This is a genomic window from Clostridium cochlearium (assembly GCF_900187165.1).
Lineage (GTDB): Bacteria > Bacillota > Clostridia > Clostridiales > Clostridiaceae > Clostridium_G > Clostridium_G cochlearium.
Map to the genome: position 1 here is coordinate 1,258,050 of NZ_LT906477.1, position 17,092 is coordinate 1,275,141.

The 17,092-nt window shown below is 28.1% G+C and carries 16 protein-coding genes; 1 reads left to right on the forward strand and 15 read right to left on the reverse strand.

The genetic code is table 11. From position 1 onward, the window contains the following. Positions 1 to 2 precede the first annotated feature (2 nt). The 5 genes from tnpC to CKV72_RS06190 all read right to left on the reverse strand — a co-directional run bounded on the left by tnpC (position 3) and on the right by CKV72_RS06190 (position 5,120). On the reverse strand, positions 3 to 1,637 hold the full coding sequence (gene tnpC / locus CKV72_RS06170; RefSeq protein ID WP_095177771.1) for an IS66 family transposase: 1,635 nt from the start codon (positions 1,635 to 1,637) through the stop codon (positions 3 to 5). Between the two features lie 89 nt (positions 1,638 to 1,726). Then, entirely contained in the window at positions 1,727 to 2,077 is a 351-nt protein-coding gene (gene tnpB / locus CKV72_RS06175) for an IS66 family insertion sequence element accessory protein TnpB (protein WP_095177365.1), read from the reverse strand. Continuing rightward, positions 2,071 to 2,403, reverse strand: coding sequence for an IS66 family insertion sequence element accessory protein TnpA (gene tnpA, locus CKV72_RS06180; RefSeq protein ID WP_095177364.1), 333 nt, complete (start codon positions 2,401 to 2,403; stop codon positions 2,071 to 2,073). The genes tnpB and tnpA overlap by 7 nt, the downstream gene beginning before the upstream one ends. Before the next feature lie 255 nt (positions 2,404 to 2,658). Continuing rightward, entirely contained in the window at positions 2,659 to 4,452 is a 1,794-nt protein-coding gene (locus tag CKV72_RS06185) for a flavocytochrome c (protein ID WP_095177772.1), read from the reverse strand. A 179-nt stretch (positions 4,453 to 4,631) separates the two neighbouring features. Then, positions 4,632 to 5,120: a TspO/MBR family protein gene (locus tag CKV72_RS06190; RefSeq protein WP_095177773.1), complete on the reverse strand. Its 489-nt coding sequence runs from the start codon at positions 5,118 to 5,120 to the stop codon at positions 4,632 to 4,634. Positions 5,121 to 5,262: 142 nt separating this feature from the next. Here CKV72_RS06190 and CKV72_RS06195 point away from each other — a divergent pair, with 142 nt between their 5' ends. After that, on the forward strand, positions 5,263 to 5,481 hold the full coding sequence (locus CKV72_RS06195) for a hypothetical protein (protein ID WP_095177774.1): 219 nt from the start codon (positions 5,263 to 5,265) through the stop codon (positions 5,479 to 5,481). A 19-nt stretch (positions 5,482 to 5,500) separates the two neighbouring features. Here CKV72_RS06195 and htpG read toward each other — a convergent pair whose 3' ends face one another. The 10 genes from htpG to CKV72_RS06245 form a co-directional block, all read right to left on the reverse strand. Continuing rightward, positions 5,501 to 7,375 (reverse strand): molecular chaperone HtpG, encoded by a 1,875-nt coding sequence (gene htpG / locus CKV72_RS06200; RefSeq protein WP_095177775.1) that lies wholly within the window; start codon positions 7,373 to 7,375, stop codon positions 5,501 to 5,503. A 167-nt stretch (positions 7,376 to 7,542) separates the two neighbouring features. Next, positions 7,543 to 8,871, reverse strand: coding sequence for a chloride channel protein (locus CKV72_RS06205; RefSeq protein ID WP_095177776.1), 1,329 nt, complete (start codon positions 8,869 to 8,871; stop codon positions 7,543 to 7,545). Between the two features lie 151 nt (positions 8,872 to 9,022). Next, positions 9,023 to 9,256 carry a phage holin family protein gene (locus CKV72_RS06210; protein WP_242955711.1) on the reverse strand — a complete coding sequence of 78 codons (234 nt, stop codon included), beginning with the start codon at positions 9,254 to 9,256 and terminating at the stop codon, positions 9,023 to 9,025. A gap of 324 nt (positions 9,257 to 9,580) precedes the next feature. Then, complete coding sequence (locus tag CKV72_RS06215; RefSeq protein WP_089866558.1) at positions 9,581 to 10,279, reverse strand: response regulator transcription factor; 699 nt, start codon at positions 10,277 to 10,279, stop codon at positions 9,581 to 9,583. Positions 10,280 to 10,315: 36 nt separating this feature from the next. After that, entirely contained in the window at positions 10,316 to 11,761 is a 1,446-nt protein-coding gene (locus tag CKV72_RS06220) for a sensor histidine kinase (RefSeq protein WP_095177777.1), read from the reverse strand. 9 nt (positions 11,762 to 11,770) lie between these two features. Then, entirely contained in the window at positions 11,771 to 12,523 is a 753-nt protein-coding gene (locus CKV72_RS06225; RefSeq protein ID WP_089866564.1) for an ABC transporter permease, read from the reverse strand. Further along, positions 12,510 to 13,235: an ABC transporter ATP-binding protein gene (locus tag CKV72_RS06230; protein ID WP_089866567.1), complete on the reverse strand. Its 726-nt coding sequence runs from the start codon at positions 13,233 to 13,235 to the stop codon at positions 12,510 to 12,512. Before CKV72_RS06230 ends, CKV72_RS06225 begins: the two co-directional genes overlap by 14 nt. A gap of 95 nt (positions 13,236 to 13,330) precedes the next feature. Further along, a complete protein-coding gene (locus CKV72_RS06235) occupies positions 13,331 to 14,572 on the reverse strand; it encodes a hypothetical protein (protein ID WP_095177778.1) in 1,242 nt (413 codons plus the stop codon). Positions 14,573 to 14,779: 207 nt separating this feature from the next. Further along, positions 14,780 to 15,820: a phage tail family protein gene (locus tag CKV72_RS06240; RefSeq protein ID WP_095177779.1), complete on the reverse strand. Its 1,041-nt coding sequence runs from the start codon at positions 15,818 to 15,820 to the stop codon at positions 14,780 to 14,782. Between the two features lie 62 nt (positions 15,821 to 15,882). Further along, positions 15,883 to 16,566 (reverse strand): early set domain-containing protein, encoded by a 684-nt coding sequence (locus CKV72_RS06245; RefSeq protein WP_095177780.1) that lies wholly within the window; start codon positions 16,564 to 16,566, stop codon positions 15,883 to 15,885. Between the last annotated feature and the right edge of the window lie 526 nt (positions 16,567 to 17,092).

Consider the following 17,092-nt stretch of genomic DNA (forward strand, 5'->3'; position numbering starts at 1 on the left):
ATTTATTTTTTATCTTTAATTTTCATATTTTCAGGAATCTTATCATTCCAAGGCATAAGATTCTCTAAGCTTTCGCTATCGTATATATCTATCTTTGATAGATTATCAAATAGATAGACTAAGTACCTTTCTACAACTAAATTATTAGCCTTGGCAGTTTCAACAATACTATAAATATTGCTACTTGCAGTTGCACCCTTAGCAGTGTTAGCAAATAAGAAATTTTTTCTTCCTATAACGAAAGGCTTAATTGCTCTTTCCGCAGCATTATTATCAACTTCTAGAGAACCATCTAATAATACATTTTTTAATCCTGGTAAATGCTTTTTAGCATACTCAAGTGCCTTACCTAACGGACTTCTTGGAAGAGCATCTTTTATTTCTCTTTCAACATAATCAATAAAGTTATCTATAATTGGAGCTAGTTTCTCAGTTCTTATTTTAAATCTAATATCATAATAATTTTCATCATTTGAATAAGATTCTCTAAGTTCTTTTTCAAGTTTATAAATTTGCTCACAATAATTAAACCCTATTACTCCTCTAGAATTTTTTAGGGCTTCTTCATCTAAATCTACTATTATATTATGAAAATATCTTCTTATGTGAGCCAAGCAATATACTCTTGTAGCTCCGCTAACGGAATTGTATCCATTATATCCATCCGTTTGGAGAAAACCTTTAAAATCTCCTAAGAAATTTTTAGGGCAAGAGCTTGATCTAGTGCTTTGGTAATCATATAAGATCACAGGCTTAGAGTTAGTATTACTCATATATAACCACATGTACTTTTTAGATTTAGAATCTTTGCCATTATCATTAATTACTTTAAGAGTAGTTTCATCAGCATGAATGTAATTACGGCTAAGCAATTCTTTTTTCATATGGTTATATATCGGCTCTAAAGCATCTGCTGCAGACATAGTCCAATTGCATAGAGTTTGCCTTGAAAGAGTAGCTCCCATCATATCAAAGTAAGTTTCTTGCCTATATAGTGGCATTGCATGTTGATATTTAAGTATTAGAGTATGTGCAATTAACTCATTTGAGGCCATGCTATTATAAAAAATTGTTTTAGGGGCTTCTGGTGAAATTATTTTACTTTCACCAGTGGCTCTTTCGCATGTTTTACAAGCGTAGCTATAAATAACATGATCCTCAATTATTAATTTAGCAGGAATGTATTTAACAATCTCTTTTCTAGATTTAACTCCGATAGGAGTAAGCTTTTTACCACATTCTCTGCAGTTAAGATCCTCACCTTCTAATTTATGTTCAACAACAACTCTTTCCAAATTAGCTAAATTATCTTTCTTTCCAGTATAATTGCTTTTCTTAGCTCTTTTATATGTAATTTCCTCTAAAGTAGGTTCTTCTACCTTTGAATCACTATGTTTTTCAGCCTCGTTAAAAAAAGATAATTGATTAACATCTACTTGTTCACTGGATGCTCCAAATATCTTTCTATTTCTATTAGATATAACACCTTTTAAGAATTCTAATTCATTTTTAAGTTTTCTTATTTCTTCATCTTTTGAGCTTAATTCTTTATCTTTTTCATTAATTTCATTTTCCATTTTTTCAATTAATGCTTTTGTATTTTCATCAAGCTCATTAGTTAAAAATTCGTGACTCATAGTTACCCCTTTAGCTTTATTTGATATTTCTATTATACCACAAAACCCTTGAAATTACTATACTTCAAGGGTTCAAAGTTGATATTTTTTTAATAATAGTTACTTGCTTTTACAGGTTTAAATTTAGATTTTGTTCTTACTTCATAGCCTTTTAAAAGCCAACGTAATTCATCAATATTAATCTTTAATGCATCGGCAGCTGTCGCTGGCCATTTGAAGCGATTAGCTTCTAAACGGTGATAATATAGCCAAAAACCTTCGTCAAAGTGAAGAATTTTTAATTTATCCATTTTCTTGTTGCAAAAAACAAATAGTGCTTTATCAAAAGGATCTAACTTAAATTGGTTTTGCACTATCATAACTAAACCATCAATACTTTTTCTTAAATCCGTATAACCGCAGGCAAGATAGACTTTTTCTACCTTATCTATATTTAACATTTTAGAATTAACTCCTTAATTATTGCTGTTATTAAAGTAGCTTCGCTAACAGGAATAAGGATATTAGCATTGCCTACATTAATTTTTACTTCTTTTAATGTAGATTTATTTTCTTTAGTATTATCAACTTTACTATTCAAAGAAATAGGCTGAAAAACAGGTTCTTTACTTTCAATTGCCTTTTCTACTCTTTTTTTATGGTAATAAAATTGACTCTTATTAAGGTTATTCTCAGCACAGAAATCTTTCACTGTTATTGTATCTTTAACAGAGTTAAATTTATTTAAATATTCCTCCCAAGCATCATTATCTAATTTTTTATACATAAGTAAACCTCCCATTGATAATCTTTTACTTAAGTTTATCAATGAGAGGGTATGTTTTCTAGATACTTAATTTTTGACGCTTACTACAGAAGAAATATTATCTAGTACAGAAGAAATTAACGACACCATTAATGAACTAAAAGTATTTGTACAAAGATATCAATAATTTCATAAAATGTTGTGTACAAGCTAACATTAAAAAAGGAACCATCAAAATAATGATGATTCCTTTTTTAATATTAAATTGCTACTGTTTTATTTAGCCTTTGCTGCATTTTCACCAGCTATTTTACCAAATACTGTTATATCAGCTAAGGCATTTCCTCCTAAACGGTTGCTGCCGTGTATGCCACCTGTTACTTCACCTGCAGCATATAATCCTGGAATTACTTTTCCATCTTTACCTAACACTTCAGCATTTTTATTGATTTCAATACCTCCCATAGTATGATGAACTGTAGGCATACGAGGTCCTGCATAAAATGGTGCAGTATCTATTTTTTTATCAAATAAAGTTCTTCCAAAAGAATCTTTACCACTATCTACTGCTTTATTAAATTCTTCTACTGATTTTACAAGATTTGCAGGATCAACCTTAATCTTTTTAGCTAACTCCTCTAAGGTATCTGCTTTAAATGCTCTGCCTTGTTCTATAAGTTCTTCTATAGTTTCATTAAAGTTGTTAGTTGTTTCAGGTGTTGGATAATTTTTATGATCAAGAACTACCCACATATAAGCATCTTCTTGTTCTAAAAGTGCCTTTGTCATAACATCTCTACGAGCACCTTCGTCTACAAAACGCTTTCCAGATTTATTTACAAATATACGATTTTCAACACCTTGTTCAATATTTCCGCTTAAACTTCCAGTGTTAGGATCACCCATTGGTAATAATTGAAGGTTTTCCATACCAACAAGGTTTGCCCCAACAGCTTCTGCTAAAACTATACCGTCTCCTGTAGCTCCTGGATGATTTGTACTTTTAACTTTAGTAAGTGAAGGCCAAGTTTTATTATATTTATCTACCATCTTGCTATTACCAGCAAATCCACCTGCTGCTATAACTACTCCATTTTTAGCATGTATAGTAAGATTTTCTTCTAATCCCTTTGCCTTAATTCCTACAGCTTTACCATCTTTCATTATAATTTCTGTTGCTTCTGTATCTAGTAGTACTTTAATACCATCATTTTTATCAATATATTTAGAATAAGTATCTATAAATCCTGTTCCTACTGGAGATGATGGCTTATGAGCTCTTGGCCACATTCCTCCTAAAACAGTAAATACTTTATCATTAAATTTCATACCTAAACCTTCTAACCATTCAACAGCAGGATAAGCATTTTCCACAAGAGTTCTTATTAATTCAGGGTTGCCTAGCTTGTCTCCTCCTTCATAGGTTTGAGTATAGTGTTTATCTATAGAATCCTCAATTCCTTGTGCCTTTTGTCTTTTTGGGTCTACTGCATTAAATGCTCCTCCTGAAAGAATTGTATTTCCACCAAGTCGTGGCATTTTTTCAACAAGTATAACCTTTGCACCTTTTTGGTTTGCAGATACTGCTGCTGCAAGTCCTGCACCGCCTCCACCAATTACTACTACATCAGTATTATGTTCCACAGCTTTTCTAGATACTTCTTTCTTTTCTTTTTTAACCTTTAAAGCCTCCATGTCTACTTCTGATTGTTTTAAGGCATTAGTAACTGCTGAGATAATAGCATGACTAGTAACTGTTGCTCCTGATATTGTATCTACAGCTAAACTTTGATCATTAATAATTGCCTTAGGTATTCTTTCTATGGCTGGATCTGAAATACCTGGAGTTTCTTTATGTTCAAGCATTTTAATTTCTTTTATGGACTCTTTGTCCACTGTAACTTCTAATTTAAGCTCACCATTATGTCCCTTTGAGGTTCCTTGATATGTGCCTGGTTTAAATGATATTCCCTTTTTATCATCCTTAGATTGACAACCAATTAATGATGTCACTAGTGTAAGGCAGAATACCAAACAAAGAATTTTTTTTAATGATTTTAATTTTTTCATGTTTTTCCCCCTATCTTTACAGTACGTAGTCGTTTTCAAATATATAGTAAACTACCTATATTTGGACTTACATGATTATTGTACCTAATTGTTAATATTCTGTCAATATTATATTTATTTTGGTAACATTTAACATTAAAAGAGATAATTCCACTTTAAGAATTATCCCTTTTATTTAATCACCTATTTAATATCCATATAGCACAATTTAATATTCCTGCAAAGCTTACCCATATAGCATAAGGTATCATTAAATAGGCTGCTATTTTATCCAATTTATAAAATTCAAATATAGATAATAAAATGAATACAAGTAATATTAATAATTCTAAAAAAGCAAATCCATAAAGTTTAAATCTAAAAAATATAATTGCCCATAAAAAATTTAAGGTTAGCTGTATAATAAAATATATAACTGATTTATTTATATTTTCCCCTTGTTTTCCTTTTATTATTATTCTATAAAAAGCTAGTGCCATTAAAAAATATAGTATACCCCAAACTATAGGAAATATCCAACCTGGTGGAGAAAAAGATGGTTTTACAAAATCATTATAAGTATTTTGATTAGACATGCCTAATCGTCCTGATAAAAAACCAACTCCCTGTATAAATATAATAATTAATAAAAGTAATCCTATATTCTTTTCTTTACTTGACTTAACCATTTCACTCCTCCATTTTTATTAATTATATTATATATAACCAATATAATAACTACAAACTTCTCTTAATATTAACTATATTCTATTAACAAAGTTTCATTCCATGGCATTAAATATAGTATATGTTATAAAGGAGTTGTATATAATGGGAGGTTTCAACTGTGCAAGTCCTGAGGAATTATCCTTTATTGCTAATATAATAGCTCTGGAATTATCTGCTGGGAAAAGTGCTGATGAATTAAATGTTCTTGGAAATCTTATTGTTGCAATTGGTAGCCTTATGTTGGTTATGGCAGCTCAAAAACAAAACCTTGAAAGTTTATCTAAAGATAATAACAATAAAAAAAGAGGTAGTTCTAGTTAAAAGCTACCTCTTAAATAAATTATTTAATTAATTTACATACATCATTTGCAAATTGTACAGGATCTTCTATTGGAAGTCCTTCAATAAGTAAAGCTTGATTGTATAGTAAATTTGAAATCATTTTTAATTTGTCTTTATCATCTTTAAAAGCACTTTTAATTGTATTAAACATATCATGATTTGTATTTATTTCTAATATTTTATCAGCCTTTATATTTTCATTATTAGGCATCATACTAAGTACTTTTTCCATTTCAATTGATATATCTGAAGCATTAGCAAGACAAACTGGATGACTCTTTAATCTTTTAGATGCTCTAACTTCTTTTACTTTTCCATTTAAAACATCCTTCATAAATTCAAATATTTCTTTATTTTCATCATTTTCCTTTTGGTCATCTTTTTCTTCAGCCTCAAATCCTAAATCCTTACTATATACTGATTTAAATTCTTTTTCTTTGTAATTCATAAGCATTTTAATTGCAAATTCATCTACTTCATCAGTGAGATATAGTATTTCATATCCCTTATCTCTAACCATCTCTGTTTGAGGTAATTTTTCAATTTTATCTATATTTTCTCCTGGAGCATAGTATATATATTTTTGATCTTCTTTCATACGAGAAATATATTCATCTAATGTTACAAGTTTCTTTTCAGTAGAGGAATAAAACATAATTAAATCTTGTAATGTATCTTTGTTAGCTCCAAAATCTGAATATATACCATATTTTAATTGCCTTCCAAAATTGTTGTAGAATTTAATATAGTCTTCACGATGATTTTTAAGCATGGATAAAAGTTCACTTTTTATTTTTTCCTTTATATTTTTTGCAATAAGTTTAAGTTGTCTATCATGCTGTAGTAATTCTCTTGAAATATTTAAAGAAAGATCTTCTGAGTCAACTAAACCTTGAACAAAACTAAAGTAATCTGGCAATAGATCTCCACACTTTTCCATTATCAATACACCATTTGAATAAAGCTCAAGTCCTTTTTCAAAATTTCTTGTATAAAAATCATATGGTGTTGTAGATGGTATAAAAAGTAGTAATGTATATGACACTAACCCTTCAACCTTTGATCTAATTGATTTTAATGGCTTATCATATCCAAAATGTTTATCCATATAAAATCTTTCGTAATCTTCAGTTTTCACTTCATTTTTATTCTTTTTCCAAATTGGAATCATGCTATTTAAAGTTTCATCTTCAATATAATCTTCATATTCGTCTTTAGTTCCTTCTTTTAATTTGCTTTTCTTCATATGCATTTTAATTGGATATTTTATAAAATCTGAATACTTTTTAACTAGATTTTTTATAGTATATTCTTCCAAAAATTTATCATAATTTTCATCATCAGTATTTTCTTTTATTTTTAATATGATTTCAGTACCAACTTCATCTTTTTCGCATTTTTCAATTTCGTAGCCCTCTACTCCTTTTGATTCCCATTTATATGCTTCATTAGAATCCATAGAACGGCTTTTTACAATAATTTTATCCGCTACCATAAATGCAGAATAGAATCCAACTCCAAATTGACCTATAATATCTATTCCCTCTTTTTGTTCCATTTCATTTTTAAATGCAAGGGATCCACTTTTAGCAATAGTTCCAAGATTATTTTCTAACTCTTCCATAGTCATACCAATACCTGTGTCTATAATTGTAAGAGTTCTTTCTTCTTTATTTGGTAAAATTCTTATGTAAAAATCTTCTTTATTAAAACTTATATTCTCATCAGTAAGTGATCGATAATATCTTTTGTCAATAGCATCACTTGCATTGGATATAAGTTCCCTTAAGAATATTTCTTTATTTGTATAAATTGAGTTAATCATTAAATCTAGTAATCTTTTTGACTCTGCTCTAAATTGTTTTACTGCCATTTTATCATTTCCTTTCATTATAATTTATTAAAATATGAAAGGCCCATGCCTTTTTAAGCTTTTTATTAGCACTCTTCTTTATTGAGTGCTAATTTTATTTTACCAATTTAGATAATTTTGTCAAGTCAGCTTTTGTTCAGCGAACAGCAAATAATGAATAATTATGGTTAATTTTCTTTTTTAAAAAATTTATTTTTTACTTTAATATTTTTTTCAGCTTTAAATATTTCAGAGTTCGTATCAATATACAATGAAGGAGTTTTACTTTTTGCTAGTATTTGAGTTGGATAAATACTTTTATGTCCTACTATTAAATAACCTACAACGCATACTACTGCAGCATATATGCCAACTTCTGATCCAAATAGTTCCATGCACATAACTATACCTGCTATTGGAGTATTAGCACAAGTTGCCATAAAAGCTACCATGCCAACAGCTGCATAAAAGGTAACACTACCACTAACTACAGAAGCCCATAAATTTCCTATAACTGCTCCTACAAAAAGCATTGGTGTAAGAATTCCTCCACTACCACCAGAGCCTAATGTTATAGCTGTAGCTATAGATTTCCATATAAAATCTGTAGGTCTTACACTGTATCCCATAACAGCTTTATTTATTATCTCCTCTCCTATACCTAAATAATCTGTAGTTCCTGTTATAAATATTATTAAAATTATAAGAACACCACCTATTATTCCTTTAATTGGTGGATATACTTTTATTTTTTCAAATAATTTTTCTACAAAAGTAACAAATCTTATGAAAATTACAGAAAGTACTCCTATAATTATTCCAAATAATATCATTCTCATAAGCATTCTGCTTCCACTAAATTTTTTCATATCAATAAAATAAGTAATTAATGGTTTTGTTTTTAAAAACTTCCCCACAAAAAAGCTTGTAAAAGCTGCTATTAAAGATGGGAATAAAGATATGTATGAAAATTGCCCTATATACAATACTTCTGAAGCAAATATTGCTGCTCCCACTGGAGATCCAAATACTCCTACAAACCCTGAGGCCACTCCGCAAACTGCTAATCTTTTGCTGTCTAAATCCTTTAATTTAAATATATCTGATACCTTTGAAGCTATACCCGCTCCTATTTGAGTTGATGGTCCCTCTAATCCTACAGAACCACCACAAGCTAAAGTTATAACTGTAGTTAATAATTTAACTGGCACAACTTTTATATCCATTTTACCATCATATCTATTAATTGACTCTATCGCTTTCTCTGTACCATGTCCCTTAGCATCTGGTGCTAATTTAGTAACTATAAAACTACTTAGAAAAAATCCAAGCGGCATTAATAAATAATAATATTTGAACCCATAGGAAAAATTAGTACTCACATGTACTAATTTAATAAAAAAAGAGGTAGCTCCCCCCACTATGGCTCCAATAAATACAGATATTAATAGCCATTTAAACAAACTTGCTAATAATACATATTCTTCTTTGAAATCTTTTACAATTGTTTTTTTCATAAAAACACCCCCTTATTTATAATAACATAATTTTTTTTGTAGGAAAAACCTTTTTAGTTAATGAACAACTAACAATGAATAATGAATAATTATTGATATTTTTCTTGGTTTCACTAATTGTTCATTATTCATCATTCATTGTTCATTACACTCAGTCTCTCTTCTCCGTAGTTTGCTTCACCAGCTGATTTCCAAAAACTGCAACGCCGGTAATTATAATTCCCTGCAATATAGCTTGTATACTAAATCCCATAATTGCTATACAACATGCAATACCACAAGTCAAAAGTATCCAAGGAATTGTCCAATCTTTAATTTTCTCTGTATTTTTTAACATCATCCCTAAAATATATAATGCCGGTACCAATACAAGTACTTGTTCCATAATATAATCCATTAAATTCATTGACATAAAAACACCCCCCTACTTAAATATTATGTTTTATAACATAAAAAAGAAACTTTAATAGTAAATATATTCACTACTAAAGTTTCTTTTTTTAGCAAAGCAATGTTTTAAGCTTAACTCTTCACCAAACAAAGCGATATTTAGCTTGCTATTCACAAAACAAAGCGATGTTTAGCTTGCTAAACGAGCCCAAAAACAAAATCAAAATTTTTCAGAACACAGTGAAGAAAAATCTCCTTTATTATTCATTATTCATTGTTAGTTGTTCATTGAATTAGGGTGTGAAAATCCTAAAAATTTTCACACCCTAATTCTATACCCCACTCCCCACACAGTTTCAATATATTGTGGTTTTGAAGGATTAAATTCGATTTTTTCTCTTATTCTTCTAATATGCACTGTAACGGTAGCACTATCTCCAAGGGAATCAAGCCCCCAAATGCTTTCAAACAGTTCATCTTTTCCAAATACTCTGTTTGGACACTGAGCCATATGCAATAGTAAATCAAATTCCTTTTGTGCTAAACTAACCTCTTTTCCATTTATAAATACTTGTCTAGAATCTTTATGTATTTCAAGACCTCTTATGGAAATTACATTATTATTTTTTTCTTTATTACTAAATTTATTTTTTAATCTTTCATAATTTTGAATATGTGATTTAACTCTAGCAACTAACTCTCCAGGACTAAAGGGTTTTGTTATATAATCATCTGCCCCAAGACTTAATCCTTTTATTTTATCAATTTCCTCTTTTTTAGCAGAAACCATTAAAACAGGCACATCCTTATTTTCCTGAATAATTCTCAATATATCAAATCCATCCATTTTAGGAAGCATAACATCCAAAATTATTAAGTCATATTCATTTTCCTTTATTTCATTTAATCCACATACTCCATCTGTACAAATTTTTACCTGGAAGCCAGAAATCTCTAGATAGTCCTTTTGAAGTTCTGCAATACTTAAATCATCCTCAACTATTAATATTTTTTTCAACTTTTTAACCTCCCACCCTTTTTGAACTTAGAAACATTAAAAAACCTTGTTTAAAGATATCATAATGCTAGTACCTTCATTTCCATGACTAATTGCCCATATTCGTCCATTGTGTCCTTCTACAATTTGTTTTGCAATGGCAAGTCCTAATCCGCTACCTTTAGCCCCACTTCTAGCCTCATCTGTTCTATAAAATCTATCAAATATTTTATTTGCATCCTCATTATTAATTCCAGCACCATTATCTCTTATTTCAATAATGATACTTGAAGTAGTTTCTCTTAAAGTTATAACTATTTCTCCCTGTTCTTTGTCCATATATTTTTGGGAATTTCCTATAATATTTAATATAACTCTTTTTAATCTTTCTCTATCCATCATAACAAATTTACACGTTTTCAATTCATTATTTAACCATATTTTTATATTATCTTTTTGAAGCTCTGGTTCACTTTCATATATACAGTAATCAAAATATTCCACAATATCTACCTTTTCAAAATTAAAAGGTATTTGGTTTAAATCAAGCTTTGAATATAAAAGTAAATCATCAATCATGTGATCTACATGTTCTGCTTTAGAATAGATAGTCTTTAGATATTTTTCTCTCTTTTCTGCTGTGTTTGCTATGCCATCTAAAATTCCTTCTACATATCCTTTTATTGATGTTATAGGTGTTCTTAAATCGTGAGAAATACTTGATATAAGTCCTTTACGGTTATCATCATATTTCATTTTCATAATTATAGAGTCTTTTAACTGTACTCTCATGGTTTCAAATCCTCTACAAAGTTCTCGTATTTCTTCGTCTCCTTCTTCGGAAATAGCACAATCCAAATTTCCATTACTAATTTCAGTTGTAGCTTTTTTTAAGGATTTAATAGGCTTTATTATGCTTTTTGAAAGAAAATAGGACATGATCATATTAGTTATTACAAATGATATTATAAAAATAACAGTAGAAACTATGATAAATTTAGTTAACAAATTTATTTTTTCTTCTTCTATAGGAACTAATAATATTATAATTCCCTCAGATTTATCTTTTAAATTAAATTTTATAGTTTTAATTATATGGGAAGTATTATTTATTTTAATTTTCTTGCCCATTCCCATATTGTTACCTTTAGATATTTCCATAGATTTCTCAACATCTATTTTACTAACATCTTCAGGTTTTGCTATGATTTTATGAGATTTAATAATAACAAATTTTCCATTTATTTTTGAAAGTTTAGAAGATAAATCACTTTGGAATTTATCTTCTTCAATATTTTTATTTTCTTGTTCTAATATATCATCAGTAATTGTGATAAGTTCTGATTCTATAAACATACGTCTTTCAAATTCATCGTATTCTACTCTATTTCCAGTAATTTTTAAGGAAACAAATAATATACTAGACATAATTATAGTTGTTATTATAATTGGTACTATGACAATTATGCTATTAGATATTATAAGTCGCTTTTTTATATTCATTTTATCACCTTAAAATTCTTTTTTATCAAATAAATAATAACCTAATGTAAAAAGTACTATTCCATAACCACACATCATCATAAATTGACGAAGTATCTTTATAAATGGTAAATTACTTATTATCCATAAATTATACCAATTAAGCATAGATGTAAAGAATATTCCTGAATATCTTGAGAATATAACCTCCATGGCTTTAAAAGCTATAAATAATAGTACAGATAAAAAGAATACTCCTGTTCCACTTTTTAAAATATTACAAAAAACTATAATTATAAGTGCTAAAATCATCATAGGTAATATACTAACCACGTAGCATAAAAATATTCTCAATATACCTATAAAGGTAAAAGAATTTGAATTAAATATTATTCCTATAATAATTGAAAAAATCATAACAAATAAAAGATTTGCTATTACAAATAACATTATTGCCACTATTTTAGCAGTAAAAAACTTTAATCTTGAAATTGGTCTAGTAATTGTAATTTTCATTGTGTTTTGAGAAAACTCTCCAGAAAAACTATCTATTGTAACAAGAGCTGTAAATAAGGGTAAAATACTTTTTAATACTACAGAAAGTACCAATATTGGGAACTCCATGCTAGAAGTACCTCTTATTCCAAATCCACTCCTTACCCCCATAACAGTAAATTGCCCTATTACAATAAAAATTAAAGATACTATAGCCGCCACTAATATTTTTTTCTTTTTGTACAATTTTTCAACTTCGTTAATTACAGCCGCCTTAAATCCTTCCATTTTGTTCCACCTCACTTACAAAGTAATTCTCCAGTGTTGCATAATTATTTAATATATTTTTAGTGGTATCTACATTAAGCATTTTCCCACCATATAAAACTCCTATTTTGGTACAAGTAAGTTCTACATCATGAATAAGATGACTTGATATAAAGAACGTAGTTCCTTCTTCTTTTGCCATATTTTTTATAATATTTCTCATATCAATCATGCCCTCAACATCTAGTCCATTAAAAGGCTCGTCTAATATAACTACTTCAGGTCTAGATAATATAGCGGCTGCAATACCCAATCTTTGTTTCATTCCAAGAGAAAATTTACCTGTTTTTTCATTTTTATATTTTAATATACCTGTAAGATCTAAGACTTCTTCTATTCTTTTATCATCAACATTTTTATAGTATCTTGAAAATTGTTTAAGATTTTCATAGGCTGTTAAATATTGATAGGATTCTGCTGTTTCAATAATGCATCCTACCTTTTTCATTGCTTTTTCAAAATCTTCTATAACACTATGTCCTAAAATTTTAACATCTCCACTATCTGCTTTAATAAGTCCTGTCATAATTTTCATAGTTGTAGTTTTTCCTGCTCCATTAGGACCTAAAAAGCCAAATATATCTCCTCTATTTATTTCTAGATTTATATCTGTTATGCCTCTACCATTTTTATACACTTTGTTTAAATTAGTTATTTCAATAACCTTTTCCAATCTAAAACTCTCCCTTATAAAAATTATAATTAACATTTATAAGCTTCAGATAAAGCTTTAAAACTTTATCTGAAGCTAACTTTATTTACATTCTGTTATTTAAAAACTCTATTAAAGGAACCATTATACATTACTTTATTTCCTCTTTGATGAGGTAGATCAAAATATACACTTCCTTCATGTCCGTTAAGGCTAATATAGCCTGTATTTGAGAAGCCTTCAACCTTATATGTTGCACTATACCTATCTTCACCATATTTAGCTTCAAAATTTACTTTTGATAATTTTCCTGCATAGTTTTCATAGCCTTTTAGATATTTTTCCTCGTAATTTCCAGCAACAACTTTATCATCTGATTTAGTAATCTTTAATGTTCTTTCTCCTATTTTTTCAAACTTACCATTCTTTTCTATTATAATATCATTTTTGTATTCACCTATAAACTTTTCAGGATTTGTAAATTCATCTTCATTATTTTGTACACTCTTTTCTACTTTCTTGCCTGAAAGATCTGGTTTATTTACAACAGTAGAATTAACATTAGTTATTTTAAAAAGCAATTCAAAAGTTAAATTGTGTTCTACACCTTTGTCATCTTTACCATGAAATACTCCTGTTCCAAAAATGTTTTGTATTAATCCATTTTTATCCACTAAAGCCTTACCTTTAACTTCTTTAATATATACATCTTTAGACATTAAAGGCATAAGACTTTCATTATGAGGATTTGAGTTCATTGAAGATGTACTACTCTTTAACATATAAGAAGTTATTGCGTTTATAAGAGTAGGTATTTGAGCTTCACTAACTGTTCCAGAAAATTCTTTACTTCCATCAGAATTATTTTTTACTAAAACATAATCTTTTAAATTACCAACTAGTGCATCTGCTATTTTTTCAACATCTGATGCATTTTCATCTTTAAAAGGATTATTGAATTTATATCCTTCATCTGATTTTTCGAGTTTTGTTTCAAAATATATATCTTCTATTGGGTCATTACTAATGATAACATTTTTATCTCTGTAATAATAACTTTTAACTTTATTGTTTCCCTTAATAGATGTATGAACATTTTCTTGGGCACTTTTCTTCCTATCACATTTACTTAATTCATTTTCAGATTCAATAATCTTACCATTATCCTTTATCACCATAGATGCGTCTATAGTATAGCTTGAAAGTTCACTTGAAAAACTTTCTGCTGTGTATTTTAGTGCATCTTTAGCTTGTTCATAGCCACTTTTTGATACTACTTCTGCAAAAACAGTTGTTGTAAGCATTACCATACCTACAGCAAAACTTGTAATCATTGCGGTTTTCTTTTTTAGTTTCACTTTATATTCCTCCTTTAGGATTTCTTTAAATTTTATCAGGAAAGCTTTCCCTAATAATATATTAAATCAAGTAACTATAGTTTTCCTAAACTAATTCTTAAGAAATTCTAAACTCTTATTTTTTTATCTTCAAAAATCCAAGTTTAAAAGAGCATCTACCTAAGTAAATGCTCTTTCTTTGTAAAAATAACATTTTAAATTTTATAATTAAGCTAATTTCGGTGTCATTTCATTAAATTCTTCTAAATTATTAATAGGGTTATTTTCATAGTTATTTTGAATAATGTCACTTATTTCCTTATGTCCATTTATAGCCGTATCTTTTATATTAGTTACACCATTACTTACGCTATTAACCACAGTTTTACTTGCATTTTTAACTTCAGTTGCAACTGATTTTACTGTATCTACTACCTCTTTACTTACCAATACAATGGCATTTTTAACTTCTTGTATATCAGACATTGAATTTTTAATAGTATTTTTTATATCGTTATAATCTTTTTTAATATCATTATATCCTGTAGAAATTGTGTTTGGTATTCTTTTTATAGGCTCTTTTATAGAATCTATTCCAACCTTTAAAATTCCAGCTGTTTTACTTACTTTAGTTATAATTCCACTAGCTGGATTATCCCATGTTGCTTTAATTCCAACTACTGCTGTTCCAACTTTTGCGACTATATTCGTAACATCTGCTCCTACTGAAACTGCTGTTTTTACTGTTGTTCCAACTAAAGATGTAGCTGAACTTTTAACATCTTCATAAGCCTTTTTTAAATTGGCGGCAGTAGTTGTTACTTGTTTTACGGTGCTAGATATTCGTGAGGCAGTATCTACTATTTTTTTACTTACTGACTCTGATGTATCCTTTATAGTTTTAGCTACAACTTTTGCTGTATCCACAACAGTTTTTGAAATTGTACTTACTGTATTAACAACACTTTTACTTATAGAAACTGCTGTTTTAACAAATTTTGTAGTTTTGCTCACTGCAACAGAAAATTTATCGGATACTGAGTTAAAAAATTCTCCTACTGAACTTTTAGTTGTATTTTTTTCTTTAGGTACAATTTTTGAAGAATCCTCTGTTAAATTGACCATTGAAGCTTTATATTCAGTTTCTGTAGCTTTCATATTAGTAGTTTGTACATTTGAGCTACTATTAATATTTTTGTCCTTAACTTTGTAGTCATTTCCATTATTCATAACATTTACATTTAAATTAACATTACTAGTTATTTTCATGATTTTTCACATCCTTTTTTTAAAAATTTATATAATCACTTTTAAGTGTTTATATCTTTAAATTAACGGTATTTTCCCTTTGCTGAGTAAGTTGTATTTTGCACTAGGCTAAATTTATCTTCTAGTATAAATTCACCATCTATAAAAAATTTCATTGTCCAAGTTCCTAAAGGATAATTGCGAGTATTATCTTCTAAATCCATCCAAAACCATAAACTTATTGGTTCTTCATTATTGGGTGGTGTAAATAAATTATTTTCAGTTATTTGAAATAACTCACCCTTAGGTGTATACCATACTGTTGTAACAGCATGTAATCCTGTTACATTAGTAAATTGAAATCTTGTTACTATTTTCTTATCTAATGCCATATTGAAATTTTTCTTATTTACAATATCTTCTTCCTCGCTTATTACAGAACTTATATTATATTTTTCTATATGTGTTGTATATTGAGTATTGTTATACATTCTTTGATTATTTTCATTAATCATAACTATAGACCAAAGTTCTTCATTGTCATCTGGAAAATATATATTGGCAGTTGAATCATTAAGTTTTAATTCATCATTGATAAAAAATTTATATGGGTGTTCTCCTGATGGCAAATCACATTTAAATATCCATTTATTATTTTCCTTAATCATTACCCCTTCATTAGGATTATAATTATTAAATTTTCCTATTACAGATATAGTTTTAATTGGTAAATAATCATTTTCTTCATATTGAAAAATCACTTCCATGATTAAATCCCTCCTATGAAATATTACTTCTTATACTTATTTTCGTCATTTTTATAATAATATTTAGTTTTATTTTAAAAAATATAAATTTAAATAAATATATAGAATTAATATTTATTATTTTTACAAAATAAATAAGGAGAAACTTTCATTTTAAGTTTCTCCTGAAATATTGATTTAATTTGATGGGTATTTTAAAAATAGAATTTTTGATGTTATAAAGGCATATTTATTTTTATCATTCTTAAATAAATATTTTAATTTCTGTAGTTTATCTTTTTTTAATAATGGTTGTCCCATTTATTTTATATCTCCTTCCTAATTTATTATTACTTCATTAATGATAACATATATCAAAAGCTGTATACATGTTTAAAAATTCATAGTTAAATAAATTAATAATTAGGTTACATATACTATTTGCTTTATTGCAAAAGGAGCATACATAAATTTGATTCATCCAAACCTATATATACTCCCTAAATAATGTTCTATATGGAAATCTTAAATTTTATTAGATAAAGCG